The sequence below is a fragment of the Lentzea sp. NPDC058436 genome, from assembly GCF_042721515.1.
Taxonomy (GTDB): Bacteria; Actinomycetota; Actinomycetes; order Mycobacteriales; family Pseudonocardiaceae; genus Lentzea.
On the sequence record NZ_JBHXLF010000005.1, the window covers coordinates 448,186 to 474,539 of the forward strand.

Sequence of the window (26,354 nt, forward strand, 5' to 3'; positions counted from 1 at the left end):
CTGTGTTCCAGCTCTTTCTGTCTGAAGGCTCAGAGGTCGATGGCCGACTGGTCGACCCGTGCGGCGGACTCGACGAGCCAGTTGCGTCGCGGCTCGACCTTCTCGCCCATCAGCAGTTCGAGGGCTTCTTCCGCGGCTTCGACGTCGGTCATCGTGATGCGCCGGACGGAGCGGGTGGACGGGTTCATCGTGGTGTCCCACAACTCGTCCGCGTCCATCTCGCCCAGGCCCTTGAACCGCGGTACGGGCGTGACGACCTGCTTGCCGGCCTTCTCCAGCGACGCGACCTTCTGCTCCATCTGGCGCTGGGTGAAGGTGAAGTGCGTCTCGGCGTTGCGGCCGCGGGTCATGACCTTGTGCAACGGGGGCATGGCGGCGTAGAGGCGGCCGTCCTCGATCACGGGGCGCATGTACTTGGCGAACAACGTGATCAGCAACGTGCGGATGTGGCTGCCGTCGACGTCCGCGTCGGCCATCAGGATGACGCGGCCGTACCGCATCTGGGAGAGCTCGAAGGTGCGGCCGGTGCCGGCGCCCAGGACCTGGACGATGGAGGCGATCTCGGCGTTGCGCAGGGTGTCGGCCAGTGAGGCCTTCTGGACGTTGAGGATCTTGCCGCGCAAGGGAAGCAGCGCCTGGTACTCGGAGACGCGGGCCATTCTGGCCGAGCCGAGGGCGCTGTCGCCTTCCACGAGAAAAAGTTCGCTACGCGAAACACCTGTGGTGCGGCAGTCGACCAGCTTGGCCGGCATCGCCGCGCCCTCCAGGGCCGTCTTGCGCCGCGCCGCGTCCTTCTGCTGCTTCTGCGTGAGCCGGACGCGGGAGGCGTCGACGACCTTCTGCAGGACGGTCTTGGCCTCCATCTTGGTCTTGCGGTCCTCGGTCCACGCGCGGACCTGCGCGTCGACGATGCCCTGCAGCACCTTGGTGATGCCGGCGGTGGAGAGCTCGTCCTTGGTCTGCGAGGTGAACTGCGGTTCGGGGATGCGGACGTGGATGACGGCCGTCATGCCTTCGAGCACGTCGTCGAGGGTCGGCATCTCCTCCTTGGGCTTCAGGAGCCCTCGGGTCTTGGAGATGGCGTCCTGCACGGACTTCACGACGGCGCGGTCGAAGCCGCGGCGGTGGGTGCCGCCGTGCATGTTGCGGATCGTGTTGGTGAAGCACTCGACGGTGCGTTCGTAGCCGGTGCCCCAGCGGAGTGCGACCTCGATCTCGGCCTGACGCTCCACTTTGGACCGCATCACGCCGTTCTCGTCGGCGGCGTTCTCGAAGTAGGTGCCGGAGCCGGTGATGACCAGGGTGCCGGAGACGGCCCGGTCGCCGGACGGGGCCAGGAAGTCGACCATGTCGGTGAGGCCGTGCGGGTACTGGAAGACCTCTTCGGAGATCGAGTCTTCGAGCGCGGTCCGCAGCACGTAGGTGACGCCGGGGACGAGGAACGCCGTGTTGCGCAGCTTCTGGCGCACGACCTCGACGTCGAGCGTGGCGCCGTTCTCGAAGTAGCGGGCGTCGTACCAGTAGCGGGTGGAGGTGCCGGTCGACTCGTTGCGCTTCATCTTGCCGACGACCTGCAGGCCGGCCTGGCGGGTGAACTTCGCCTTGGGGCCCGGGCCTTCGAAGACACCGGGGACGCCGTGGGCGAACGACATCGAGTGGACCTTGCCGCCGCGGCGGACGGTGACGTCGTAGCGGTGCGACAGGGCGTTGACGGCGGAGGCGCCGACGCCGTGCAGGCCGCCGGAGGTCTTGTAGCCGGAGCCGCCGAACTTGCCGCCCGCGTGCAGCTTGGTGAGCACGAGTTCCACACCGGACAGACCGGACTTCGCGTGCACGTCGGTCGGGATGCCGCGGCCGTCGTCGTCGACCTGGACGCTGCCGTCGGCGTGCAGCGTGACGACGATCCTGGTCGCGTGGCCGGCGACGCCCTCGTCGGTCGAGTTGTCGACGATCTCGCTGAAGAGGTGGTTGATGCCCCTGCTGTCGGTCGACCCGATGTACATGCCCGGCCGTTTGCGAACGGCCTCGAGACCTTCCAGGTGGGTGAGGTCGTCGGCCCCGTACAGGGTCTCTGCGGTCACGGGTACTGCTCCCTGATTGTGTGCGGACTGCCAGCAGGGTATCTGCACCGACTGACAATTCTTCGCAGGACGCCCGTCATGGAAGTGGAAATCGCCCTGAACGGTGCGTCACATCCGGTTCCGCAGCCCTGCTGACCTGCAGAAACGGCCATCTCTGCCCCAAACGAGACCACTTGCGCCACATCGCGCGCGCGAGCGGGGCTCAAGGCCGGATACCCGAGCACGTGCGCGGCCAACCCGCGGGCTCGGATCAGCGCGGTTCAACAGTCCTTTGTGGACTCAAGCGGGCCAGGCGGGCAGGTCGGCGGCGCGGACGGCGGAGGTTGCGCGCGAGACCGTTCCGAGACCTTCCCGAAACGGACCCGTGAACCGTGGTGAACAACGGCACGTATGCCCCGGTGTCGGAAACGGACCGAGGGACGGAGTGATCGCGTGCGGCATGGTGTGGACTCGGGTCTCTTCCAGCAGACCGCGCACAGCCCGTCCTACTTCGAGCTGTCGCGGACGGGTGCGGGTGAGCTCGTGGACTTCTGCATCCCGTGCAACCCGTACTTCCCGACGCCGCAGATGTTCGAGGAGCTGTCGAAGAACCTCGAAGCGGTCCTGAAGTTCTACCCCAGCGACTCGACGAAGATCGCGGCGCAGCTGAGCAGCGTGCTGGGGCTCAACCCGGCGACGATCGCGATGTCGAACGGCAGCACCGAGCTCATCACGTGGATGGACCACATGTGGATCCACGAGAGCGTCGCGATCCCGATCCCGACCTTCGGCCGCTGGACCGACCAGCCGATGGAGAGCAACAAGCGCGTCGACATGTTCCTGCTCCAGGAGAGCAACAACTTCGAGCTGGACGTCGACGAGTACATCAAGTTCATCCGCGCCCGCGGCTCCAAGGTGGCCGTGATCTGCAACCCGAACAATCCCGACGGCGGGTACCTGCCGCGCAGGGAGATCATCCGCTTCATGGACGAGCTGTCCGACCTGGACCTGATCGTCATCGACGAGTCGTTCATCGACTTCGTCGAGGTCGAGCGGGTTCCGTCGGTCGCGGCCGAGGCGTCCATCCGGCCCAACGTGGTCGTGCTGAAGAGCCTCGGCAAGAACTTCGGCCTGCACGGCATCCGGTTCGGCTACCTGGTCGCGAATCCCGGTCTGGCCGGGAAGATGCGCCAGATCCTGCCGAAGTGGAACCTCAACTCCCTGGCGGAGACCGTCGTGTTCATGCTGGCCGAGCACGAGGGCGAGTACGCCGAAAGCCTGCGTCTGCTGTCACGGGACCGGTACCGGATGGGCATGGAGCTCTCGCGCGTCCCCGACCTCACCGTCTACTCCTCGCAGGCCAACTTCCTGCTGGTCAAGCTCGGCGGCGGCATCGACGGCCGCGAGCTGCGGGACCACCTGCTGTCCCGCCACCAGGTCTTCATCCGCGAGTGCGGCAACAAGCTCGGCATGACCAGCAAGTTCGCGCGCCTGGTGGTGCGGCCGGAACACGACGTGGACCGGCTCGTCGAGGGCATCCGCGACTTCACCCAGGCGAGGTGGACCAACGATCACCCGTCCCATTCGAGCCACTCCAGCGAACCGTCGCTGCTGATGCACAGCGCCTGACAGCGACCGAACCACTTCTCCGAAAGGTTGCCCAGAGATGTCATCACCGCACGCCCTCAGCGGTCGGCGCGGCCAGGTGGCTGCGGCCGCGCTGGTGGCCGCCACACTGCTGAACGCGGCCATGTTCGGCGGCAACGGCGCCACGGCGTCTTCGCACCGCGAGGCTCCGCTCATCGCGGGTGACCCGGCCGTGGACAACACGGACCTGTACGCGTTCGTGAGTCCCGACCACAAGGACACCGTCACGCTGGTCGGCAACTGGTCCGGTTTCCAGGAGCCCAACGGCGGCCCCAACTTCTTCCCGTGGGCCGAGGACGCGCAGTACGACTTCAACGTCGACAGCGACGGTGACGCGAAGCCGGACATCACGCTGCGGTTCACGTTCGAGACCGACGACCGGCGCAAGAACGACACGTTCCTGTACGCCAACGGTGTCGTGGACTCGCTCGACGACGAGAACCTGCTGTTCCGGCAGCGCTACAACCTCGAAGCGATCTACCAGAACGGCCAGAAGGTCAAGCTGGTGAACAACGCCCCGGTCGCGCCGTCGCCGAACGGCCCGGCGTCGATGCCGGACTTCAAGAAGCTGCGCGACCAGGCGATCACGCAGATCGCCGGTGGCGGCAAGGTCTACGTGGGCCCGTCGGAGGACTCGTTCTTCGCCGACCTGCGGGTGTTCGACCTGCTCTACGGCGGCAACCTGAGCGAGGTCGGCCAGGACACGCTGCGCGGCTACAACGTCAACACCATCGCGATCCAGCTCCCCAAGAACGCGCTGGCGCTGCGCAACGACAACCACCGCAACCCGAACATCGGCATCTGGAGCACGACGCAGAAGCGCAGCCTGAAGCTCTCGCCTGGCAAGGCGGAGCCGACCGGTGACTTCGTGCAGGTCTCGCGTCTGGGCAACCCGCTGGTGAACGAGGTCGTGGCGCCCGCGGGTCTCAAGGACGCGTTCAACGGCCTGCGTCCCGAGCAGGACGCGAACGTGAAGGAGCTCGTGGACCGGGTCGTGAACCCGGAGCTGCCGAAGCTCGTCGAGGCGATCTACAAGATCCCGGCGCCGAAGGGTCAGCGCGACGACCTGGCCGAGATCTTCCTGACCGGCGTCACGAAGAAGCTGGGCGCGCAGATCAACGCGGACCTGAACTCGCAGGTCGACAACAAGGACGCGGACGCGCGGAAGTTCCGGCCGGCGGAGATGCTGCGGCTGAACATGATGATCGACGTGAACCCCAACCCGAACCGGCTGGGCCTGCTCGCGGGTGACACGCAGGGCTTCCCGAACGGCCGCCGGCTGACCGACGACGTGGTGGACATCGCCGTGCAGGCGATGGAGGGTGCGGCGGCGTCCGGCAAGCTCGTCGACGCGCTCGCCACCGGTGACAAGGTCGACGCGAACGACCAGCCGTTCGAGGCGAACTTCCCGTACGTGGGCCTGCCCCGCAACGGCACGGCGGTCAACGCGAGCGGCACCACGGCCGAGGTCGCGGTCAACCCGGTCGGCAAGATCGGGAACATCGACCCGATGGCCATGACGACGGCGGTCGGTTCTGCGGTCGTGTTCGGTGCCGGTTTCCTCTTCTGGCGCAAGCGTCAGCAGCAGATCCGCAAGTACGGGTCCCACTCGAAGTGAAGTACCAACAACGGCAGGTCGTCGCGGTGGTTCTCCTGGTCACCGCGGCGATCGCCTACCTAGCCGCCTCCGGTCCTGCCGACAGCAGGGCCGGGGGCGCGCCCCCTGTTCCGGCCGTGGCGCAGCAGAACCAGATGCACAAGGTGGTGCACCAGCTGCAGCAGCGGCTGCACGAGCTGCCGGGGGACAAGGACTCCTGGGCACGGCTCGGTTCGTCCTATGTGGAGCTGGCACGGGTCACGGCAGACCCGGCGTACTACGCGAAGGCCGAAGGTGCTTTGAAGAACGCGGGTGACACGGGCCTGGCCGCCATCGGCACGGGCACGCTGGCCAACGCCCGCCACGACTTCCACGCGGCCCGTGACTGGGGCCTGAAGGCGATCGCCGCACTGCCGTCCTCCGCGGAGGCCCACGGCGTGCTGGCCGACGCGTTGACGCAGCTCGGCGACGACGCGGGCGCGCAGGACGCGGTGCAGAAGATGCTGGACCTCAAGCCGAACACGGCGTCGTTCGCCCGCGCTTCCTTCCACTTCGAGCTCCACGGTGACGTCGACGGTGCCCGCGACGCGATGCAACGCGCGCTCAAGGCCTCGACGACGCCCGAGGAGATCGCGTTCTGCCGTTACCGGCTGGGCGAACTCGCCTTCGACCACAACCGGTTGGACGAAGCCGCTGACCACTACCAGCACGGGCTGGCGGCGAGAGGAGACGACATGACTCTCACTCAGGGCATGGCCAAGGTCGCGGCGGCACGGGGCGACGTCCCGGTGGCGCTCGACTCGTACCGCAGGCTGGTGGCCCGCGCTCCCCTGCCGCAGTACCTGCAGGAGTACGCGGAGCTGCTGGAGGCAGGCGGCCACGGCGACGAGGCCGCGCGGCAGTACGGCGTGCTCACCGAACAGCAGCGACTGATGGAGTCCCAGGGTGCTTCCGACGATCTGGCCGCGGCCCTCGTCGCCGCCGACCGAGGTGATGGCATGCAGGCACTGCGCCGTGCGGAAGCCGAGTGGAGCCGCCGGCAGAGCGTCTTCGTGGCCGACGCGATGGCCTGGGCCCTGCACGTCAACGGACGGGACGCCGAGGCGTTGAGCTACTCCGACCGCGCCGTCGCGATGGGCTGGCAGAACGCCACTTTCTCCTACCACCGCGGCATGATCCTGGCCGCGCTCGGCCGGGTCGCCGAGGCCCAGGAGGCACTGGTGCGGGCGCTCACCCTGAACGCGAACTTCTCCCCGCTGCAGTCCCTCAAGGCCGGCCGCAAGCTCGCGGAGCTTCGAGGCGACAGGTGAGCCTGTCGGGTTGGGTGGTGCGACCGGTTCTCGTGGTCGCGTTGCTGCTCGCCGGGATCTTCTTCATCACCGGCGAGGCGTCCGCCCACCCGCTGGGCAACTTCAGCGTCAACCACTACCACGGGCTGCACCTGCACCCCGACCGGATCGACCTGAGATCCGTGGTCGACGTGGCGGAGATCCCGACGCTGCAGGAGAACCTGAAGACCCGCGACGCGAGGCAGTGGTGCGACGAGGTGTCCCGCACCGACAGCTCCACCGTGGACGGGCGGCGGATCTCCTGGACGCTCTCCAGCTCCGCCAAGCAGCACCCGGTCGGTCAGGCCGACCTCCTCACGACCCGGCTGGTCTGCGAGTTCACCGCCAAGGTGGACCTCGACCGGCCGGCCAGGCTCGAGTTCCGCGACGAGTCGAACGCGGACCGCGTCGGCTGGCGTGAGATCACCGCCGCCGGCACGGGCGTCAGGATCGCCGGTTCGCCGGTGCCGACCGAGAGCACCAGCGACGAGCTGCGCACCTACCCGGAAGATCTGCTGAGCAGCCCGATGGACGTCCGTTCGGTCACGTTCACCGCCGAACCGGGCAGCGGGTCCGAGCCGAAGCAGGCCTCCGGCTCCCCCGTCCAGTCGTTCAGCGTCACGGCGGCCAAGCTCAACGACATCCTGGGCAGCGACGACCTCACGCCGTGGCTCGGGTTCCTGGCCCTGCTGCTGTCGTTGGTGCTCGGCGCCTCGCACGCCGCGTTGCCCGGTCACGGCAAGACGCTCATCGCGGCCTATCTGGCCGGGCGTCAGGGCACGCCGAAGGACGCGTTCATCGTCGGTGCGTCGGTCACGGCCACGCACACCGGTGGCGTGCTGGTCCTCGGCCTGGTCATCAGCGCCTCCAGCGCGCTGGCCGGTGAGGAGGTGCTGCGCTGGCTCGGACTGGTCAGCGGCGTGCTGATCGCGGTGATCGGCGTGATGCTGCTGCGCTCGGCCCTGTCGTCGACCCGCGAACCCGCGCTCGCCGGAGCCCTGACGGGACACGGTCACGGTCACGGCCACGGACGTGGGCACGGTCATGGCCACGGACACGGTCATGGGCACGGCCACGGCTACAGCCGCGCGAGCCTCGTCGGCATGGGCGCCGCCAACGGCCTGGTCCCCTCCCCGTCCGCGCTCGTGGTCCTGCTCGGTGCGATGGCGCTGGGCCGCACGTGGTTCGGAGTGCTGCTGGTGTTCGGCTACGGAATCGGCATGGCCGGCACGCTCACCGCGGTCGGACTGCTGCTCGTGAAGGCGCGGGAACGCGTCGAGAAAATCCTGGACGGCCGTGCCACCCGCCTGCTGTCGCATTACGCACCTGTCGGCACGGCCGCGACGGTCATCGTCGTCGGCGCGTGGCTGACATTGCAGGCCGTTTAATTACATCGACGTAAGACAGACGTAAGACGAAGGGCCCGGATTCGGTCAGAATCCGGGCCCTTCTTCGTTTCCGTCCTCACAGGTTCGCGATGACGAACGTCTTGCCTTCCGCGTTCTCGACCGCGATCGACTTCACCTTGTCCGGCGAGACGCTGACCATGGCCTGCGGCCGGGAGCCGTCTGCCGTCTGCTTGTCGGTCGTCGTCCAGGCGAAGGCCTCGGTCTTCGTGCCGTCCGTGCCCACCACCATCAGCTTGCACTTCTGGGCGACGGGCAACCCGCTGATCTCCGCGGACACCAGGTAGCGGTCCTGCGACGACGGCTCGATCTTGGCCACCATCTTGATCCCGCCCGCAGTCCCCTCGCCCGTGCGGGTCGAGGCGACGCTGGTACCCGGCGCCTGGTTCTGCATGAACACCGCAGCGCCCCCGAACGCGACCACCGCGGCGACTGCCGCGGCGGCGAGATAGCCCGGCCAGCGCCGGGGCTTGGCGTGCTGAGGTGCCGGAAGCTCCTCCTCCGCCGGTGGCGGACTGGCTCTCAGGCGTGGGGCGGCCTCCCGCTGCTGCGGGATGACCGACTCCTGCCTGATCTGCCGCAGCGTGCGCTGCAGCAGCAGGTCCGACGGCATGGGCAGGTCGTCCTCGAGCTCGTGCAGAAATGCCTCACGAGGCACGTCGTCAAGTGCTGTTCGGATCCGATGGAAGTCGGCGACCTGCGCACGGCAGGACGGACAGCCCCGGAGGTGCTGCTCCACGCCAAAGCTCTCGTTCGCGTCCAGAACGCCGAGCGCGTAGCAGCCAAGGGTGACCGCGTCGTGCGCGCCAGCTGTCATACGACCTCCTCGTCGTCCCGATTCGACCCCCGCGGCGAAACGGTGTCACAAGTGAAAACGGGCAGATAGGAGTGGTCGGTTCAGCGTTCGAACGAGTTCATTCTGATATCGCATAACAATGGCATTACGTGACCGCGCAACTACGTTCCACGCCCTGCCTGAGCTGTGCTTTTCACTCGATCGGACGACTCAAGTCGTCTCAAATGACTACAGGCACGTAGATCGACGAACTGACGGTCGCTCCTCGGCTTCGACGAACGTCACGAGGCCGTCGAGAACGCGTGCGAGACCGAACTCGAACTCGTCCAGCTGGCGGTCGAAGCCGCCCGAGTTCCAGATGTGGGTCATCATCGGCAGCCGCTCCGGCGTGAAGTGCTCCCACAGCGAGTCGGTGGTGCCCCACCACTCCTCGTCGGACACGCCGGACTCCCGTTCGGCCTTCACCCGGTCCGCCATCGTGCGGCCGACGCCGTCGACGAAGTGACTGACCGCCGTGACGACCGCGACGATCTCCTCGGTCTCCAGACCCAGGTCGGACACGACGGCGAACGCGGCGTCCTGACGCGTCATGGCCTGCGGGCCGGGCATCCGGCGCGAGGTGGTGAGCTGCAGCATCCACGGGTGCGCGCGGTACATCCCCCACATCTGCCGCGCGAAGAACTCCAGCCCGTCACGCCACGGGCCCTTCGGGGTGTGCTCGGTCTCGCCCCACGCCGCGTCGACCATGAGGTCCAGCAGCTCGGACTTGCCCGGCACGTGCCGGTAGAGCGACATCGCGGTGCTGCCCAGCGCCTCGGCGACCCGGCGCATGGTGAGCGCGTCCACGCCGTCGGCGTCGGCCACCTTCATGGCGGCCTCGACCACCCGTGACTGGCTCAGCGCGGCCTTCGGTCCCCTGGTCGGCTCGGCCGGCGGCTCCCACAGCAGCCGCACGCTCCGGTCACGATCGCTCTTCACCAAGCCCCCTTCACAAACTCCTTGCATGTGAATCCTAGAACCGTGTACAACGTACACCTAGTTTACTTTGTACGCAGTTAAGCCACGGGGGTGAAGTCGTGGGACACGCTGTGCTGGCGGAAGGCCTGCGCAAGAGGTTCGACAAGAAGTGGGCGCTCGACGGGTTCGACCTGTCCGTACCGGCGGGAACGGTCTGCGGGCTGCTCGGCCCGAACGGCGCCGGCAAGACCACGGCGGTGCGCATCCTGGCCACGTTGCTGCGCCTGGACGGCGGCCGCGCCGAGGTCGCGGGCCACGACGTGGCGCGGGAGGCTCCGGCCGTGCGGCGCCAGGTGGCGTTGAACGGCCAGCAGTCCACGGTCGACGACGTGCTGACCGGCAGGGAGAACCTGGTCATGTGGGGACGGCTCTACCACCTGTCCCAGCGCCAGGCAGGGCTCAGGGCGGACGAGCTGCTGGAGCAGTTCGGGCTCACGGACGCGGCGGACAAGAGGGCCAAGCACTACTCGGGCGGCATGCGGCGGCGCCTGGACCTGGCGTCGAGCTTCATCATGCGGCCGTCCGTGCTGTTCCTGGACGAGCCGACCACCGGCCTCGACCCGCGCAACCGCGGCGAGGTGTGGCGGGAGGTGAAGCGGGTCGTCGCGGAGGGGACGACGGTCCTGCTGACCACGCAGTACCTGGACGAGGCCGACCAGCTCGCCGACCAGATCGTCGTGCTGGACACCGGCAGGGTCGCCGCGCAGGGCACGCCCGACCAGCTCAAGTCCCGGCTCGGCGGCGACCGGATCGAGGTCGTGGTCCGCGACGCCGGCGAACTGCCGCTCGTGGCGGAGGTGCTCGGCGACGGCGCCGAGGTCGACCACGACGCGTTCCGGGTGAGCGCGGCAGTGGCGGACAGGGTCGCGGCGCTGACGAGGGTGACGTCGGCACTGGCCGCCAAGGGCGTCGAGGCCGAGGACATCGCGTTGCGACGCCCGACGCTCGACGACGCGTTCCTCGCCATCACCGGACACAAGGCAGTCACGGAGGTGCGGGCGTGAACGCGGTCAAGTACGCGGCGGTCGACTCGTGGATCGTCGCCAAGCGGGACCTGATCCACTGGGTGCGCGAGCCGGTCAGGGTGTTCGCGAACCTCGCCTACCCGATCATCTCGGTGCTGATCTTCGGCCTGGTGTTCGGCAGCGCGATGAACGTCTTCGGCGGTGGCGACTACATCGAGTTCCTGCTGCCGGGCATGTTCGGCCAGACCATCGCGTTCGGAGTCAGTTCGACGCTGATGATGGTGTCGATGGACGCCGACCGGGGCGTCACGGACCGGTTCCGCGCCTCGCCGATGTCGCAGACCGGTGTCGTGGCCGGGCGCAGCATCGCGGACCTCGTGAACTCGTCGCTCGAACTGCTGGTGCTCGCGCTGTGCGGCCTGGTGATCGGCTGGTCGTTCCGCGACGGGCTGCTCAACGCGCTGGTGGCGTTCGCGCTGTTCCTGTGGCTGCGGTTCGCGCTGGTGTGGATCGGCATCTACCTCGGCCTGCTGGTCAAGCCCGAAGCGGCGCAGGCGTCGTGGATGTTCTTGTTCCCGCTGACGATGTTCGCGAACACGTTCGTCTCGCCGGAGCTGATGCCGGGCTGGCTGCGGGTGGTCGCGGAGTGGAACCCGCTGTCGTCCACGGTGGCGGCGGCGCGTGAGCTGTTCGGCAACCCCGGTGTCGGCGGCGACTCGTGGGCCGCGCAGAACTCGCTGCTACTGGCTGTGCTGTGGCCTGCGGTGTTCGTGGCGATCTTCTGGCCGCTGTCGGTGTGGAAGTACCGCAACCTCAGCCGCTAGTGCGGTGACCACCAACCCTTGCCGGGTTGTGCGCGGTCCAGGGCGATGCATCGTGGTGCCTCCCCCACGTCCTCGTACTGGTTGTACGGGGGCGTGGGGGAGGTGCCGCGAGGCGTCCACCTGGGCCGTGCACAACCCGGCGAGGATTGTGGTCACCGCGCTAGGAAGTCAGTCCGGAACTGGTCGGCGAGCCAGCGCGTGAGCAGCCGCCGCCAGTTCCGGACCCTGGCGAGGTGTTCGGGCCTCAGCGTCGGGTCGGCCTCCCACTCCCGCCAGTCCTCGCTCGCCAGCCAGCCGATGCAGCCCGCGATCCGGTGCACGCGCAACAGCACCGGGTCGGGCTGCGAGCCGTAGCCGTCCCAGAACGCCTGCGGCAGAACGGTTCCATGCAGGTAGAGGTGCTCCTCGAACGCCGCGAGCTCGTCGAGCGGGTTGCCCTGGCCGGGATTGTCCCAGTCGATCAGAGTGGCTTTCCCCTCCCCCACGATGATGTTGTGGAGGTTCACGTCGTTGTGCAGCAGCCCGACGCTGTGGACCTTGTGGAACGCCAGGCCGATGCCGCGCCAGACCTCGTCGGACACGGGCAGCGCGTCCGCGAGCGTCCTGCCCTCGACGTACTCGACCAGCACGTCGCCGCGGCCGTTGTGCGCGAGGATCTCGGGTGCGCCGGGCACGACGAACTTCGGCAGGTCGCGCGCCACCTTGGGTTGCCGCAGCACGGCTTTGCGCCCGTCGGCGAGGGTCACCAGGTGCAGGACGTTGGTGAGCCCCTCTCCCTCCAGGGGTTCGACGTGGACGGCGGTCCGCAGCTGCGGGAACAAACACCTACCTCCAAGCGGTGTGGCACAGGACGCTTCGGACGAGAGGCACGCCGGGGAATGCCTTCTGCGGCGATGTACGCACGGAGGCCCACCGATGGTTCAACGTTCTACCACTCGCCGACGGCGTGCGCGATCTTCTAGCTGGCCCACAGATCGCACCGATGATCAACCGGCGCGACCGGCCGCGTCGCGAAGATCTGGAGGTCCTGACGTGCCCAGCCGGGGCGTCCGGTCCGTGCGAACCGCGTCCACGCCCGCACCATCTCGTCCGACAGCCCGAGCTGCTCCCCCGCCGGTTCGACTCCGGCGTACCGGAGCAGGAACGGCAGCTCCGAGCCGTGGTAGGCGCCGTACGGGAACTCCGGCAGGCCCGGGAAGATCATCGGCGGGTCCGGTTCGGCGAACTCGTACCCGTACGCCCCGGTCTGCGCGCGCAGCTCCGCCGTCGTGCAGTACGAGGTCATGTCGGTCAACGCGGCCGAGAGCGCCACGCGTTCGTCGCCACCTCGTGGTGGGTAGGCGGCGAGGATCCGCCTGGCCTTGGCGGCACCGAACCCGTCGGCCAGCGCCTGTTCGTAGCCGGCGGCGTCGAGTGGCGGGTAGTACATCGCCACGAACACCGTCTGTTCGTCGCGGTTGGTGCCCGCGAGCACGGGGACCCGGTGGAATCGACCCTCCCGCAACGCCGTGACCGGGTTCTCCGGCAACGCTTCCGTGCCGTAAGCGGGTGACGAGAACTGCGGTGTCAGCGCCTGCACCTGCTCGAACGTGAGCCGCCGCAGACACGCGACGTCCGCACAGCCCGATGCCTGCGCACCGGCGCTTTCGACATCAGAGCGCGCGGCCCAGACGTGCTGGACGCGGCCCTCCCCTGCGGGCAGGCCGAGCTGGCACGGTCCACTTTGGATGATCGCCCGGTGGAACAGGCCGCGTGCGCGGGGAGAGGTCAGCTGGGCGCACGTGGAGAGTCCGCCCGCGGACGACCCGAACAACGTGACGTTGCGCGGGTCGCCACCGAACTGCCTGATGTTGCGCTGGACCCATTCGAGCGCGGCCTGCTGGTCGCGCAGCCCGAACGCGCCGGAGCCGGCGAGTCCGGGGAAGCCGAAGTACCCGAAGGCACCGAGGCGGTAGTTGATCGTGACGACGACGGACCCGTTGCGCACCAACTGGTCCACGCCGTAGTCGGCACCGGCGCCGCTGGTGAAGCCACCGCCGTGGATCCAGACCAGAACGGGCCGGTTCCTAGCTTTCGGTGGCCTGGTGACGTTGAGGTAGAGGCAGTCCTCGGCCTCGTCACAGCGAGGACCGGGCTCGTCGGCCTTCAGAACGCCCCGCCAGGGCTGGACGGGCTGCGGATCGCGCCAGCGGTTCTCCCCGGTCGGCGGCGCGGCGAACGGGATGCCCTGGAAGGACGTGGTTCCCGACACGAATCCGGTGTCGGTGCGGACGGTTCCCGCGGCATGGGCGGGAACGGCGGTTGCGGCAACTAGAACGGCCGCCATCAAAATGGTTGTGGTTGAACGCATGTCACGATCAACCTAGCGACGGCCGCAAGCGCTTTAGACGGCGGTCTTGTTGCGGGACAACAACCGCGCCGCCACGGCCGCCGGCAGGTACATCAGCACCCCGTACACGGCGGGCGGGATCGCCATCGTCTCGTCGTTGAGCACCGTCAGCGCCAGCGTGATCGCGATGGTCGCGTTGTGGATGCCGATCTCCATCGCGCTCGCGATCGCCTGCTTGCGCTCGATCTTGAACGCCTTGGGCACGTAGTAGCCGATCAGCAGGCTGAAGATGCTCAGCAGCAACGCCACCGGGCCGAGCGTGCCGATGTTGTCGATCAGCTGCTGGTAGGCCTGCGCGATCGCGGCGATGATGACGAGCACCAGCACCACGACGGACGCGATGCGCACGGTGTCGTTCATGCGCAGCGCCCAGGCCTCGAACTTGCGGCGCACCAGCATGCCGATCGCGACGGGCACCAGCACGATCGCGAACACCTGCACGAACTTCGCCGGCTGCAACCCGACCTCGGCGCTGTCGGCCATGAAGTGCGCCATGCTCAGGCCGACCACCAGCGGCAGCGTGAACACCGCCAGCACCGAGTTGATGGCCGTGAGCGTGATGTTGAGGGCGACGTCGCCGCCCGCGAGGTGGCTGAACAGGTTCGCCGACGTGCCGCCCGGTGACGCGACGAGCAGCATCATGCCAACGGCGAGCACACCTTTGAGCCCGAACGCGAGCACCAGCCCGAGGCAGACCGCGGGCAGGACGACCACCTGGCAGACGAGCGCGATGACGGCGGCCTTCGGGTACTTGGCGACCCTGGCGAAGTCGTCGGTGGTGAGGGTGAGGCCGAGGCCGAACATGACGAGGCCCAGCGCCAGCGGCAGGAAGATCTGTACGACTAGCACGGCGGCCTCCGCGGATGTCCAGCTTGTGCAGTTTGATCTGTTCGGAAGATCCTGGCGTTACGCCCGCGCCGATGGAATCGGCCAGGTGGCGGCACCCGCGCCTGTGATAGTTCTGTAGAAAACCTTCTGGGGGCGGAAATGATTGCTGTGGTGCTCGGGGCGACCGGCAAGCAGGGCGGTGCCGTGGCGCGGCACCTCGTCGAGGCGGGGTGGGACGTCCGCGCGGTCACCCGCGACCCCGCCGCACTGGTACCGGGCGCGTCGACCGTCGTCGCGGACCAGGACTCGCCGGAGTCGCTGAAGCACGCCTTCACCGGTGCCGACGCGGTGTTCAGCGTGCAGCCCGCGCCGCACGACCCGAGGTCACCGCAGGGCTACTCCCCCGCCGCCGAGACGCGCTGGGGCCGCAACGTCGCCGACGCCGCGCTCACCGCCGGCGTCGCGCACCTCGTGTACGCGTCGCTGGTCGAGGCGGCGGCCGAGACGGGCGTGGCGTCGTTCGACAGCAAGTGGGAGGTCGAACGGCACATCGCGGACCTCGGCCTGCCGGCGACGATCCTGCGGCCGACGACGTTCATGGACGGCCTGTACGCGCCGGACCTGCCGAAGCTGACGCACCTGCTGCACCCGGACGTCCGCTACCACCTGGTCGCGGTGGACGACATCGGCGCGATCGCGGCACGGGTGTTCACGGACCCCGGCCGGTTCGCCGGAACGTCGCTGACGCTGGCGGGCGACCTGCTGACGCCGGTGGAGATCGCCGGGCTGATGGGGCTCGGGTACGAACAGTTCCAGGTGGACGATCCCGAGCTGCTCAAGGTGTTCGGCAGTGACGCCGAGCCGGACGTCGACATCAACGCCCTGCGCGCCCTGCATCCCGGCCTGCGCACCTTCTCGGCGTTCCTGGCGGACACTGAACGTCGTGCAGATCGGCGTCTTCACTGCGGGTGACCTCGAACCGGCCGGGATCGTCGCGCTCGCGGTCGCGGCCGACGAGGCGGGACTGGACGTCTTCGCGGTCGGCGAGCACCACAACCCGCCGTACAACTCCTCGTCCCCCACCACGCTCCTGGCCCACATCGCGGCCAGGACGACCCTGCGCCTGTCCACCGCCACCACGCTGATCACCACGAACGACCCGGCCAGGCTCGCCGCCGAGTACGCCACGCTCGCCCTCCTCGCCCCGGACCGCACGGACCTGGTGCTCGGGCGCGGCAACACAGCGAAGGTGTTCGGCTGGTTCGGCGAGGAGATCGAGTACGGCCTGCCGCTGACGATCGAGCACTACGCGGCGTTCAAGGCCCTCTGGCGGGGCACGTACGTCTGGCACGCCTGCACTCGGTCGCCCGAGATCGCGGACCTGGCGGCGGAGCACGACGACGGGCTGTTCGTGTTCGCCGGACAGACCGAGCACGTGAGCAGGTACCGCGACCAGGTCGCGCACCCCAGGATCGGCGTGCTGGCGAACGATCTCGACGAAGGTCTCGCCCACGACCCCGACCGGCTGCTCGTGAAGGTCGGCAGCCCTGCCGACGTCGAAGAGCTGGGGTCGGCAGTGTGTTCAGCCTGGCCGGACCGCCGCTCTTCGAGAGACGAACGCCGTCCACGGCGCGCGCTTCCTCACTGACGCCGCACCACCAGCGCGATGACCAGGATGAACACACCGATGGCGACAGCCGAGCCGAGCACCCACAGTCCGTAGATCGCGAACGCCACGAACTCCGACCCGATCGCGGCCACGGACGTGACCGTCGCACGGGCGTCGGACTCGATCCTGTGCTGCAGCTCGGTTTCCACGTGCACCAGCACGAACCGGTACAGGCCGTAGAACAGTCCCAGCAGGACGATCGCGAGCGGCACGGCCAGCAGTGCCGCCACGACCAGCAGCACACCCGACGCGAACAGCACCCAGCCGCGGAACGGCAACCGGCCCGCCAGGTGCGCGCCGGCCGCGCCCATCAGCGGCACGCCGATCGTCGCCATCGGCACCCAGATCGTCGGCACGTGCCAGTCCTGGGCGAGCAGCGTGAAGTACTCCTCGAACGCGTCGATGGCGTACACCAGGGCCACTGCCAGCACGGCGCGTTTGATCGGCACGGACGCGCGCAGGCCGCTCACCAGGGTCGCGAAGTACCCGGGTTCGTCCTCGTCTTCGCCTCGCTCGGGTTCCGGGAACCGCAATGCGATCACCGACGACGCGAGGCACATGGCGACCGAGATCCAGCCGGCCAGCTGGTAGCCGCCGAGCGAGAACAGCGCGGTGGCCACGACCGCAACCGGCACCTGGGCGATCAGCTCGATGGTGTCGACACGGGCGTTGAGCCGCCCGTACTGGTCCTCGTCGCCGTTGGCCGCCAAGCCGTCGTACAGCAGGGCCTCGAACGCGCCCGACTGCAGCGTGCCGCCCAGTCCCCACAGCACGAACCCGGCCGCGAAGCCCCAGAACGACGGGAACACCACCCAGGCCGCGTACCCGAAGGCCTGCAGCACACCGGAGGCGACCAGCGAGCTGCGCCGCGAGAACCGGTCGGCGATGGCGCCCGAGGGCACCTCGAAGACCACCGCGGTGAGCGACCAGATGGCGAGCAGCACCGAGATCTGGGCGTCCGACAGCCCGCTGTCGGCGAAGAGCAACGCGTACAGCGCGTAGATCGGGATGAGGTGCGAGCACCACGCCCACGCCGTCGCGGTTCGTGATAGATCAGTTGAAGATCAATGTCGTCGACGCATGGCACAAGGGTAAGCCGCCAGCGCCACCGATTAAATGGCGCTGACGGCTCGTGGTCGTGCAGGTACCGCGGGTGATCAGAAGCCGGCGGTGATCTTCGAGAAGGCCAGCTCGGACTGCCCGATACCGGAACAGCTCGCCGACACCTGGCCGTCGCAGCCGCCGCGGTCGCGGTTGACCGACCAGAAGGCCAGTCGCCCGAGGCCGTTGGACTTCGACCAGTCGCGGATCGCGGTCCAGTCGTCGACCGTGGTCAGCTCGCGCTGGTCCGACAGGCCGTTCATGCCCGAGATGCCGACGTGCTTGAACGCCTCGGCGTCGCTCCAGCCGAAGGTCGACTTGAGCTTGTTCTTGAGCCCGGTGGCCGCGCCGATGGTGTCGGTGCGGATGTTCGAGCTGCCGAAGTCGAACGGCATGATCGTGAACACGTCGATGTTCGCGTTCAGCGCCTTGGCCTGGTCGATCAGGCGAGCGCCGTAGAAGTTCGGTCCGGTGGTGCCGGTGCCGAACGTGACGATCGTCTGGATGCCGGGGTTGTTCTGCTTGACGATCTTCAGCGCGGTCAGGATCCGGTCCTGGACCGTCGTGTTCTCGAACTCGTCGGAGTTCTCGATGTCGATGTCGATCGCCTTGAGCCCGTAGGCGTTGATGACCTGCTGGTACGCGCCGGCCAGCGCCTCGGGGGTCGAGCAGTTCGGGCCCAGCTTGTTGCCGCTCCAGCCACCGAACGACGGCACGATGTCACCACCGGCCGCGCGGATGGCGTTGATCGTCTGCTGGTCGACGCCACCGGTCAGCGGACGCGAGCTGTCCCACGAGGGGTTGCAGCCGCCGCTGGACAGCACGAACGCCAGCGTGAACCACTTGACGCCGGTCGCGCTCATGACCTGCGTCGCGCTCTGCGGGTTGCCCCAGCCCAGGTACAGGTAGGGCGCGCCGCGGCCGGTGCCGGGCACCGGCGGGTTCGACGTGGTCGTCGTCGTGGTGGTGGTCGTGGTCGTCGGCGGCTGTCCGTTGCCGTCGCACGAACCGCCGTTGACCTTGCAGTTGGAGGGGCTCGCGCCGGAACCCCTCACGGTGAAGCCGAAACTGACGCTGCCACCGACGGGAACGCTGCCGTTCCACGTGTTGCGCACGGTGATGTTCTGGCCGTTGGCGGCGTAGCTGCCGTCCCACAGCGACGCGATCGACTGCCCGCTCGGCAGCGTGAACTCGACGGTCCACGACGAGAGCGAGGACGCGCCGCTGTTGGAGATCGTGTACTTGGCCTCGTAGCCGCTGCCCCAGTCCGACGTCTTCGTGAACGCCGCCGTCACGCCCGACGCGCCACTCGCGGGCGCGGCGAGAACGCCTCCGACCACGGTGGCCATCGCCAGACCTGCGGCCAGGATCTGCCAGCGAAACTTCTTCATGGTGCTCCATTCACGTGCAGGGGGTACGTGATGACGGGCACGTTAACTGGTCTAAACCATTGGTTCAAGGGGATGAAACGGACATCGTAACCGCACGTCAGAGCGTTGTGCGAGAACGCTCTCACGCTCAGTCCACTTGACATGGTTGTCAGTTGACCACTGACGAAAGCCCTGACGTGGGTGAAACCGGTACCGCGACCGGTACGCGCTCTTTTACGCTGCGGACATATGGATGCTCACGAAATCGCTCGCCTCATGGCGACTTCCAGTCTTGATCCGGACATTCAGGCAACCCAGACCGCTTACCGTTACCGATTGGCCCGTTCCTGGCAGATCCCCCAGGGCGCGCGGGTCTTGGAGATCGGGTGCGGCCAGGGCGACATGACCGCGGTGCTCGCCGACCAGGTGGGTCCTCACGGGACGGTCGTCGGGACGGACGTCGCGTCACCCGGCTACGGGGCACCGGTCACGGTCGGCCAGTCCGCACAGCACCTGCTCGACGGTCCCCTCGGTTCTCGCATCACCATGCGCTTCGAGACGGACGTGCTCACCGACGACATCGGAACCGGGTACGACCTCGTCGTGCTCGCGCACTGCTCCTGGTACTTCGCCTCCGCCGGCCTGCTCGAACGCACGCTGGGCAAGGCGCGCGAACTCGGCTCCCGGCTGTGCTTCGCCGAGTGGGACCCGCAGCCCGAGCGGCCGGACCAGGTCCCGCACCTGCTGGCCGTGCTCGCCCAGGACCGGATCACCGGCGAGTCAGACCTCAACGTGCGGGCCCCGATCACGCGCGGGACGCTGCTGGACGCGCTCGGCCGCACGGGCTGGCAGGTCGAGCAGGTGTCCACGGTGGACACCAGCGCGTTGCAGGACGCCGACTGGGAGATCGACATCGCGCTGCGGGAGGCACCGGAGGGACTGGCGAAGGAACTGCTGCGCCAGACCGCGCAGGCACGCGGCAACGTTCCGCTGCCCGCCTACGCGCTCACAGCACGCTAGTGCGCTCCGCGGCCCCTTCAACCGCTCGCAGCCGTTCGCGGTCGCGCTCCTCCAGCAGCTGCAACAACGCGTACGTGGTCTGCCGTTGCTCCTCCAGGAGCTTCGTCAGCCACGACCCGAAGTAGAGGAACCCTCCGACCCCGATCAGCCCGACCCCGAGGATCCCGCCGGACACCACGTACGGGATCTGCTCGAACGTGTACCCGGTGTGCGCGACGCCCCACCAGGCGAAGAGGATCGCCGCGATGCCCGCGGTCATCAGCATCGTGCCGACGAGGCCCAACCCGCTGCGCATCCGGGCGCGGCGCCGGTCCTGGATCGTCATGGGTTCACCCTCAGGTCGGGGACACCGGTCGGGTGCCCGGAGGGACAGGGGGCGCCGCCCAGCAGGAAGGTGCCGAACGACTTCATGCCGAACGCTCCCGCCGCCGCGACGCCGAGGCCGGTGAGCACCAGCAACGCCGGTACGCCTGGGAAGTCGAGCAGCGACCGGGGCCTGGTGCGGGCCGAGGCGACCGGTGTGACGGTCTTGGGCGGCACGACTCCCGCGACGGGCGGCACGGCGCCCAGCGCGGGCGGTGGCGCGTCGGCGACCGGGGGCACGGGTGCGAGCGGTGCCGGTGCGTCGGGTGGGGTCAGCGGTGCCGACGCGGAGGCGTTGGCGACGGCCTCGGTGTCGCCGACGATCACGACCATCTTGCGCAGCGGGTTGAGCAGCGGCGCGAGCTCCTTGGGCAGCAACGGGGCCAGGACGCCGTCCAGGATGCCGCCGATGCCGAGCTTGGTGCGCAACGCCAGCACGTCGACGGTCAGGGTGAGGCCGCGGCTGGTCGCGGTCGCCGACGTGCCTTCGAGCTTGGTGGACGACGTGGGCCAGGTCAGCGTGACTCCCAGTGGTTCCAAAGCTTTCAACAGCCCGTCCGGTGGCGCGTCCGGGGCCTTGACCGGGAACTTCTGGTTCAGCACGGTGATCTCGGCGACCGAGAACGTGCTGGTGCCGCTGCCCTTGGCGCCGTCGCTCACGGCGACGGACTCGAAGCGGACCCCCGACAGCACGACCAGCCCCGCGAGCACCGAGATCGTCTGCGCGGACGTGACGGCGCTGGACTTCGCCTCGGACGCGCCGACCGAACTGACGCTGCTCGACGACAGGCCGTCCGCAGTCAGCAGGAACGGGACCTCCTGCTTGGCGCCCGCGTACGACTCGGCCTTGGCGGCGCCGGCCGCGGCGCGCATCCCCGGCTGCGTCTGGTCGGCGGGGCCACCGGGGTGCGCGGCGTTGGCCTGCACCGGGTACGCGAACCCGAGCAGCTGCGGCAGGCCGGTGCCGACGGCCGCGCCGGGCCACAGCGAGCTGGCGAGCGAGCGGCCGATCGGGCCGGAGCCCAGTTCGGTCTGGGTGTAGGACAGGTGCACCTCGCCCTGAGGTTCGGCGGGCACCGGGATGAGATCGGTGTGCAGCAGCACGGAGACGGGCGCGGCGCGGGCGGACAGCGTGAAGCCGCCGATGTCCGCCCGCGCCGGTGCCGGGGACAGCAGGAGGAGCAGCAGGACGAGCGCGTACCTCATGACGTCCCTCCGAAGTAGACGGTGGCGAGGTCCTCGCCGGCCGAGATCTCGCCGTGCTTCATCACGACGACCTGGTCGGCGACGGCGGAGGCGGTCTCGGCGAACTGCTCCACGATCAGCATCGTGACGCCGGTCCGGGCCAGTTCCGCGACGACCTCGTACAGCTCGGCGACGATCACCGGTGCGAGCCCCATCGACAGCTCGTCGATCACCAGCACGGCCGGGTCGGTGATCAACGCGCGCGAGAACGCGAGCATCTGCTGCTCACCTCCGGACATGGAGCCGGCGAGCTGCTTCTGACGTGCCTTGAGCTTCGGGAACCGCGCGTAGACCACCTCGGCGTCGCCCCGCATCAGCCGGAGGTTCTCCGCGACGGTCAGGTTCGGGAAGATCGCACGGCCTTCCGGGACCGTGCACAGACCGGCCCGTGCGAGCTCGTCGGGCGCGGCGCCGTTGACGTGCACGCCGCCCAGGTGGACGTGCCCGGAGGTGGCCCTGATCTGTCCACTGAGGACTTTGACCAGGGTCGACTTGCCGGCGCCGTTCGGGCCGAGCAACGCGGTCACGCTCCCGCGCGGCACGTTCAGCGACACCCCGCGCAGCACCTCGATGCGGCCGTAGCCGGCGTGGACGTCCATCAGGTCGATCATCCGAGGTACGCCTCCCGGACACCTTCGTCGGCACGGACCACGTCAGGCGTGCCGGAGACCAGCAGCCGTCCCAGGTTCAGCACGTGCACGTGGTCGCAGTAGCCCATGACGAGGTCCATGTCGTGCTCGACCAGCACGACCGAACGGCCCTCCGCGCTCAGTTGCCGCAGCAGCTCGCCGAACGCGTCGGTCTCCGCGCGGTCGAGCCCGGACGACGGTTCGTCCAGCAGCAGCAACACCGGGTCGGTGGCGAGCGCGCGGGCCAGTTCGAGCAGCCGTGCCGCCCCGGTGGGCACGGTGTCGGCCTGGTTGCCGGCGAACTCGGCGATGCCGACCCGTTCCAGCAGCTCGGTGGCGAGCTTCGCGGACCGGCGGCGGCTCTCCAGCGCCACCACGACGTTCTCCCACACCGTCAGCGACCCGAAGACCTCCAGCCGCTGGAACGTCCGCGCGACGCCCATCCTGGACCGCTGGTGCGGCCCCTTGGACGTGATGTCCTCCTCGTCCAGCAGCACCTGCCCTGCGGACGGCCTGCGCAGGCCGCTGATGACGTCGAACAACGTCGTCTTGCCCGCGCCGTTGGGCCCGATCAGGCCGGTGACACCGGGTGTGACGGTGAGCGTCACGTCGTTGACCGCGGTCACCTCGCCGAAGCGGACCGTCACGCCCTCCACCCGCAACGTGCTCATGCGCGCCGCCAGGACCAGGCCCGGAAACCCCAGCCGGCGAGCCCGTTCGGCTCCCGCGCGAGCCCGGCCGCCGCCACACCGAGCAGCACGACCGCCACGCCCGCGAACGCCGGGAAACCGCTCTGCAGCACGGGAAGCAGCATCAGCAGCACCCCGCCGAGCAACGCCCCCGACACCGACGTGACACCCGCGATCACCGCGAACAGCAGCAACGGCAGGTTGTTGAACAGCTGGAAGTCGCTCGCCGCGACGGTTTCCCGCAGCTGCGCGAACAACCCGCCCGCCAGCCCCGCGATCGCCGCCGACAGCGAGAACACCCACACCCGGATCCACCGCACGTTCAACCCCAGGGTCGCGCACGCCGCCGAGCTGTCCTTGACCGCGATCATCCGCCGCCCGAGCCGTCCGCGCCGGATCGCCAGCACCCCGGCGCCCACCAGGACGAACGTGCCCGCCGCCAGCAGCAGCTGCCCGCTCGCCGACTCGACGAGCTTCGGCACCTGCAGACTCCCCCGCACCCCGAACGCGATCGGCGACTGCAGCACCAGCTTGTCCATGAGCTGCGCGAACCCCAGCGTCGCCAGCGCCAGGTACAGCCCGCTCACCCGCAACGCCGTCAACGCGATCAGCGCCCCGACCACCGCCGCGACCCCGGCTCCGATCAGCAGGCTCACCGGCGAGGAGCTGCCGAGCCGCGCCACCGTCACCGCGCCCACGCCGACGAACGTGAACTGCCCCAGCGACACCACCCCGCCGTACCCGGTGAGCAGCACCATCGACAGCATCACGATCCCGAACACCAGCGCCAGCGCGAGCTGCCCGGCCACCACCGGGTCGACCAGCAACGCCAGCACGACCACCACCGCGGCGAACAACCCGCCGGCCACCCCGGTCGTCAGGGCCGTGGGCGTGGCCACCCCGCGCGATCCTCTGACACCACCGATTCGCAACGGCGACTGCGGCATCACCAGCAACACCACGAACAGCAACAGCGCCGGAATCGCTGCCCGGAACGAGATCCAGCCCGGCGACGACGGCAGGTACGCCACCGCGTACGACTGCACGAGACCGAGCCCCAGCGCCCCCACGAACGTCCACGGCAGACTCCGCAGCCGCCCGACCAGCGCGGCCGTGTACGCGGTGATCACGAGCAACGTCATCGTCACGTAGTCGAGCTGCACCACCGGCGTCAGCAGGATCCCGCCCAGCGCCGCCAGCGCGGACCCGATCGCCCAGCTCAACGCCGACAGCCGGCTCGGCCGCGTGCCGTAGAGCGCGGCCAGTTCCGGCGCGTCCACGCACGCCCGCATCGCGAGCCCGGTCCGCGTCCGGTTCAGCAGCACGTACAGCCCGCCCGCCACGAGCACCGCGCAGGCCAGCGTCACCAGGTCGTGCCCGCTGACGAAGGACTGTCCGATGTGGACGCCGAGCTGATCGAGGAACGGCCGCACCGGCCGCGCCATCGGCGGCCAGATCACCTGCGCCACGCCGATCAGCCCGACCAGCACGCCGACCCCGGCCACCAGTGTGATGCCGACGGGCGCACCCGCCAGCCGTCGCATGATGAACCGCTCGACGACCAGGCCGAACAGCGGCGCGCACACTCCGACCACGAGCAGCAGGGCGAGCCACTGCGGGAGGCCGCGGTTCTCGGCGAGCTCCCAGTAGAGGAACGCCATGACCATGCCGATGGCGCCGTGGCCGACGTTGAACACCTTGGAGGTGCTGTAGGTGAGGACGAGGCCGCCGGCGACGACGGCGTAGGCGCCGCCGGTGACGAGGCCGAAGATGGTGTAGGCCAGGAGGGCGGTCATGCGCCGCTCCCGGTCGTGAGACGGGAGGCGGGGTGGGCGGCCAGGCGCGGCATCGCGGCAGCAGCACCCGACGTCCCCACGGCCACGCGCAGCACCGCGGCAGCCGCACCCCACGTCCCCACGCTCACCCGCCGCCTCCCGGCGGTGGTCCCCGGCGCCACCAGCACGCCCGTCATCCGCCCACCCCCGTGTCGATCAACGACCCGCACGAGTACCCGGACGCCGGCGCCAGCCGCGACCACGCCCCACCCTTCAGCTTCACCAGCGTCATGCACGCCGAAGTCCGCTTCCCCCCGACGTCCTGCGGCGCCACCAGCCCCTCGGCCGTGAAGTCGTGCACCCCGCGCACCGCGTCCAGCATCGCCTTGCGCGTGAGCTGCGGCCCCACCTTCGCCGCCGTCGTGACGAACAGGCGCGCCGCCGCCCACGCGAACATCCCGAAGTACGACGGCGCCGCACCGGGCGCCACCCTGCCGAGCCACTGCTTGTACAGCGCCATCTGCGCGTTGGACTCCTCGAACAGCGCGCCGTTGGTGTAGACGACGGTGCCGTCGACGGCCGCGCCGCCCTGCTTCACGTAGGCCGGGTCGTAGGCGGACGGGTCCGTGATGAACGCCTCCGGCGTGTACCCCTGCTGCCGCATGGCCTGCTGCAGCCGCACCGCGTACTGGGCAGAGCCGATCCAGTAGACGATCTTGGTGCCGGTCTCCTTGAGCTTCGCCACGTACGGCGCGTAGTTGACGTCCGTGATGTCGATGGCCTGCGAGTACACGAACTTGATGCCGCGCGCCTCCGCCGCCTTCTGCATGCTGCGAGCGTTCTGCGCGCTCGCGTCGGCGTTCAGGTACAGGTAGGCCGCGGCGCCGACGGCGCCGGGGAAACTCGACTTGACCAGGTCCGGGCCCGCGGACGACACGAGGTTCACGACGTTCGACGCGACACCGAAGCTGACGGGTGTGCGCTGGCGTTGCGCGGTGACGGTCGAGGCGCGCAGGTCGGGGATTCCGCAGCCGGTCGCGGCCGGTCCGCCGCCCTGGTCGAACGCCGACATCGACCCCACCAGCGCGAAGGCCTGTTCGCAGGCCTGGGAGGTGGCCTGCTGGTCGCCGCCGCTGTCGGTGCGGGAGTCGAACGAGACGAGCTTGAGCTTGCGCCCGCACACCGAGCCCTGGGTGGCGTTGAAGTACTCGACGAACGCCTTGGTCGCCTGCTGCGCCGACTGGAAGATGCCGGGCACCGGGCCGCTGATGTCGGAGATGTTGGCGATGGTGATCTCGCCGGCCGTGACGCCCTTGTCCGTGGCGCCGCCGGTGCCCTGGCACCCGCCCGCGATGCTGCCGGGCGGGACCGGTTTCTTGTCCGCCTCCTGCGGGTTCGCGGCGCCCGGTTGCTCCGCGGTGCCCTCGGACGCGGCGGCGTCCTCGCCGGTCGCCGCGCCGTCCTGCACCCCGGCCGAGCCGCCCTGGGGCACGACGAGTGCCGCGCGTTGCTCGTCGGTGAGCCTGCTCCCGCATCCGGCGACCAACGCGCAGATCGTCAGGGCGATCAGTGCGTTCCTGCCTCGCATGCGAACCAACGCTAGGGATCTGCATGCATCCAGACCCAAGTCGATTCT

At 69.1% G+C, this 26,354-nt stretch carries 24 protein-coding genes; 9 read left to right on the top strand and 15 right to left on the bottom strand.

Annotated elements, in window-relative coordinates; genetic code table 11:
• Nucleotides 1-29: 29 nt before the first annotated feature.
• The gene (locus ACFWN2_RS23310) at nt 30-2,081 is read right to left on the bottom strand and encodes a type IIA DNA topoisomerase subunit B (protein ID WP_382430517.1); all 2,052 of its coding nucleotides are present in this window, start codon (nt 2,079-2,081) and stop codon (nt 30-32) included.
• Between the two features lie 432 nt (nt 2,082-2,513).
• Between ACFWN2_RS23310 and ACFWN2_RS23315 the strand changes: the two genes are divergently transcribed.
• Genes ACFWN2_RS23315 through ACFWN2_RS23330 form a run of 4 tightly spaced genes read left to right on the top strand, consistent with a single transcriptional unit; the run spans nt 2,514 to nt 8,020 of the window.
• On the top strand, nt 2,514-3,689 hold the full coding sequence (locus ACFWN2_RS23315; protein ID WP_382430519.1) for a pyridoxal phosphate-dependent aminotransferase: 1,176 nt from the start codon (nt 2,514-2,516) through the stop codon (nt 3,687-3,689).
• Between the two features lie 37 nt (nt 3,690-3,726).
• Entirely contained in the window at nt 3,727-5,325 is a 1,599-nt protein-coding gene (locus tag ACFWN2_RS23320) for a DUF4331 domain-containing protein (protein WP_382430521.1), read from the top strand.
• The gene (locus ACFWN2_RS23325) at nt 5,322-6,614 is read left to right on the top strand and encodes a tetratricopeptide repeat protein (RefSeq protein ID WP_382430523.1); all 1,293 of its coding nucleotides are present in this window, start codon (nt 5,322-5,324) and stop codon (nt 6,612-6,614) included. Before ACFWN2_RS23320 ends, ACFWN2_RS23325 begins: the two co-directional genes overlap by 4 nt.
• Nucleotides 6,615-6,631: 17 nt before the next feature.
• Nucleotides 6,632-8,020 (top strand): nickel/cobalt transporter, encoded by a 1,389-nt coding sequence (locus ACFWN2_RS23330; RefSeq protein WP_382430525.1) that lies wholly within the window; start codon nt 6,632-6,634, stop codon nt 8,018-8,020.
• A gap of 76 nt (nt 8,021-8,096) precedes the next feature.
• Here ACFWN2_RS23330 and ACFWN2_RS23335 read toward each other — a convergent pair whose 3' ends face one another.
• Complete coding sequence (locus ACFWN2_RS23335) at nt 8,097-8,855, bottom strand: anti-sigma factor family protein (RefSeq protein ID WP_382430527.1); 759 nt, start codon at nt 8,853-8,855, stop codon at nt 8,097-8,099.
• 207 nt (nt 8,856-9,062) lie between these two features.
• Nucleotides 9,063-9,812 (bottom strand): TetR/AcrR family transcriptional regulator, encoded by a 750-nt coding sequence (locus tag ACFWN2_RS23340; protein WP_382430529.1) that lies wholly within the window; start codon nt 9,810-9,812, stop codon nt 9,063-9,065.
• 98 nt (nt 9,813-9,910) lie between these two features.
• On the opposite strand from ACFWN2_RS23340, the gene ACFWN2_RS23345 reads away from it, so the two are divergent.
• Nucleotides 9,911-10,855, top strand: a complete 945-nt coding sequence (locus ACFWN2_RS23345; protein WP_382430531.1) for an ATP-binding cassette domain-containing protein — start codon at nt 9,911-9,913, stop codon at nt 10,853-10,855.
• Nucleotides 10,852-11,640: an ABC transporter permease gene (locus ACFWN2_RS23350; RefSeq protein WP_382430532.1), complete on the top strand. Its 789-nt coding sequence runs from the start codon at nt 10,852-10,854 to the stop codon at nt 11,638-11,640. The genes ACFWN2_RS23345 and ACFWN2_RS23350 overlap by 4 nt, the downstream gene beginning before the upstream one ends.
• 152 nt (nt 11,641-11,792) lie before the next feature.
• On the opposite strand, the gene ACFWN2_RS23355 is transcribed toward ACFWN2_RS23350, so the two are convergent.
• The 3 genes from ACFWN2_RS23355 to ACFWN2_RS23365 all read right to left on the bottom strand — a co-directional run bounded on the left by ACFWN2_RS23355 (nt 11,793) and on the right by ACFWN2_RS23365 (nt 14,878).
• Nucleotides 11,793-12,461 carry a lipopolysaccharide kinase InaA family protein gene (locus ACFWN2_RS23355; RefSeq protein WP_382430533.1) on the bottom strand — a complete coding sequence of 223 codons (669 nt, stop codon included), beginning with the start codon at nt 12,459-12,461 and terminating at the stop codon, nt 11,793-11,795.
• Nucleotides 12,462-12,598: 137 nt separating this feature from the next.
• The gene (locus tag ACFWN2_RS23360; RefSeq protein ID WP_382430535.1) at nt 12,599-13,990 is read right to left on the bottom strand and encodes a carboxylesterase/lipase family protein; all 1,392 of its coding nucleotides are present in this window, start codon (nt 13,988-13,990) and stop codon (nt 12,599-12,601) included.
• A 33-nt stretch (nt 13,991-14,023) separates the two neighbouring features.
• A complete protein-coding gene (locus tag ACFWN2_RS23365) occupies nt 14,024-14,878 on the bottom strand; it encodes a bile acid:sodium symporter family protein (protein ID WP_382430537.1) in 855 nt (284 codons plus the stop codon).
• 138 nt (nt 14,879-15,016) lie between these two features.
• Between ACFWN2_RS23365 and ACFWN2_RS23370 the strand changes: the two genes are divergently transcribed.
• Both ACFWN2_RS23370 and ACFWN2_RS23375 read left to right on the top strand, forming a co-directional pair.
• Nucleotides 15,017-15,829: an NmrA family NAD(P)-binding protein gene (locus ACFWN2_RS23370; protein ID WP_382430539.1), complete on the top strand. Its 813-nt coding sequence runs from the start codon at nt 15,017-15,019 to the stop codon at nt 15,827-15,829.
• On the top strand, nt 15,801-16,505 hold the full coding sequence (locus tag ACFWN2_RS23375; RefSeq protein WP_382430541.1) for an LLM class flavin-dependent oxidoreductase: 705 nt from the start codon (nt 15,801-15,803) through the stop codon (nt 16,503-16,505). Before ACFWN2_RS23370 ends, ACFWN2_RS23375 begins: the two co-directional genes overlap by 29 nt.
• Here the strand turns inward: ACFWN2_RS23375 and ACFWN2_RS23380 are convergent.
• Both ACFWN2_RS23380 and ACFWN2_RS23385 read right to left on the bottom strand, forming a co-directional pair.
• Nucleotides 16,499-17,512 carry an MFS transporter gene (locus tag ACFWN2_RS23380; protein WP_382430543.1) on the bottom strand — a complete coding sequence of 338 codons (1,014 nt, stop codon included), beginning with the start codon at nt 17,510-17,512 and terminating at the stop codon, nt 16,499-16,501. The genes ACFWN2_RS23375 and ACFWN2_RS23380 overlap by 7 nt on opposite strands.
• A gap of 171 nt (nt 17,513-17,683) precedes the next feature.
• Entirely contained in the window at nt 17,684-19,018 is a 1,335-nt protein-coding gene (locus ACFWN2_RS23385) for a cellulose binding domain-containing protein (RefSeq protein ID WP_382430545.1), read from the bottom strand.
• Nucleotides 19,019-19,333: 315 nt separating this feature from the next.
• On the opposite strand from ACFWN2_RS23385, the gene ACFWN2_RS23390 reads away from it, so the two are divergent.
• Complete coding sequence (locus ACFWN2_RS23390) at nt 19,334-20,017, top strand: hypothetical protein (RefSeq protein WP_382430547.1); 684 nt, start codon at nt 19,334-19,336, stop codon at nt 20,015-20,017.
• On the opposite strand, the gene ACFWN2_RS23395 is transcribed toward ACFWN2_RS23390, so the two are convergent.
• From ACFWN2_RS23395 to ACFWN2_RS23425, 7 genes are read right to left on the bottom strand one after another with little or no spacing between them, the layout of a single operon-like run.
• Nucleotides 20,004-20,342: a hypothetical protein gene (locus ACFWN2_RS23395; RefSeq protein WP_382430549.1), complete on the bottom strand. Its 339-nt coding sequence runs from the start codon at nt 20,340-20,342 to the stop codon at nt 20,004-20,006. The genes ACFWN2_RS23390 and ACFWN2_RS23395 overlap by 14 nt on opposite strands.
• Nucleotides 20,339-21,586: a hypothetical protein gene (locus tag ACFWN2_RS23400; RefSeq protein ID WP_382430551.1), complete on the bottom strand. Its 1,248-nt coding sequence runs from the start codon at nt 21,584-21,586 to the stop codon at nt 20,339-20,341. Before ACFWN2_RS23400 ends, ACFWN2_RS23395 begins: the two co-directional genes overlap by 4 nt.
• The gene (locus ACFWN2_RS23405) at nt 21,583-22,236 is read right to left on the bottom strand and encodes an ABC transporter ATP-binding protein (protein WP_382430553.1); all 654 of its coding nucleotides are present in this window, start codon (nt 22,234-22,236) and stop codon (nt 21,583-21,585) included. The genes ACFWN2_RS23400 and ACFWN2_RS23405 overlap by 4 nt, the downstream gene beginning before the upstream one ends.
• Nucleotides 22,233-22,925 carry an ABC transporter ATP-binding protein gene (locus tag ACFWN2_RS23410; protein WP_382430555.1) on the bottom strand — a complete coding sequence of 231 codons (693 nt, stop codon included), beginning with the start codon at nt 22,923-22,925 and terminating at the stop codon, nt 22,233-22,235. The genes ACFWN2_RS23405 and ACFWN2_RS23410 overlap by 4 nt, the downstream gene beginning before the upstream one ends.
• A complete protein-coding gene (locus tag ACFWN2_RS23415) occupies nt 22,922-24,739 on the bottom strand; it encodes an ABC transporter permease (protein WP_382430557.1) in 1,818 nt (605 codons plus the stop codon). The genes ACFWN2_RS23410 and ACFWN2_RS23415 overlap by 4 nt, the downstream gene beginning before the upstream one ends.
• The gene (locus ACFWN2_RS23420; RefSeq protein WP_382430559.1) at nt 24,736-24,915 is read right to left on the bottom strand and encodes a hypothetical protein; all 180 of its coding nucleotides are present in this window, start codon (nt 24,913-24,915) and stop codon (nt 24,736-24,738) included. Before ACFWN2_RS23420 ends, ACFWN2_RS23415 begins: the two co-directional genes overlap by 4 nt.
• The gene (locus tag ACFWN2_RS23425; protein WP_382430561.1) at nt 24,912-26,306 is read right to left on the bottom strand and encodes an ABC transporter substrate-binding protein; all 1,395 of its coding nucleotides are present in this window, start codon (nt 26,304-26,306) and stop codon (nt 24,912-24,914) included. Before ACFWN2_RS23425 ends, ACFWN2_RS23420 begins: the two co-directional genes overlap by 4 nt.
• Nucleotides 26,307-26,354 lie beyond the last annotated feature (48 nt).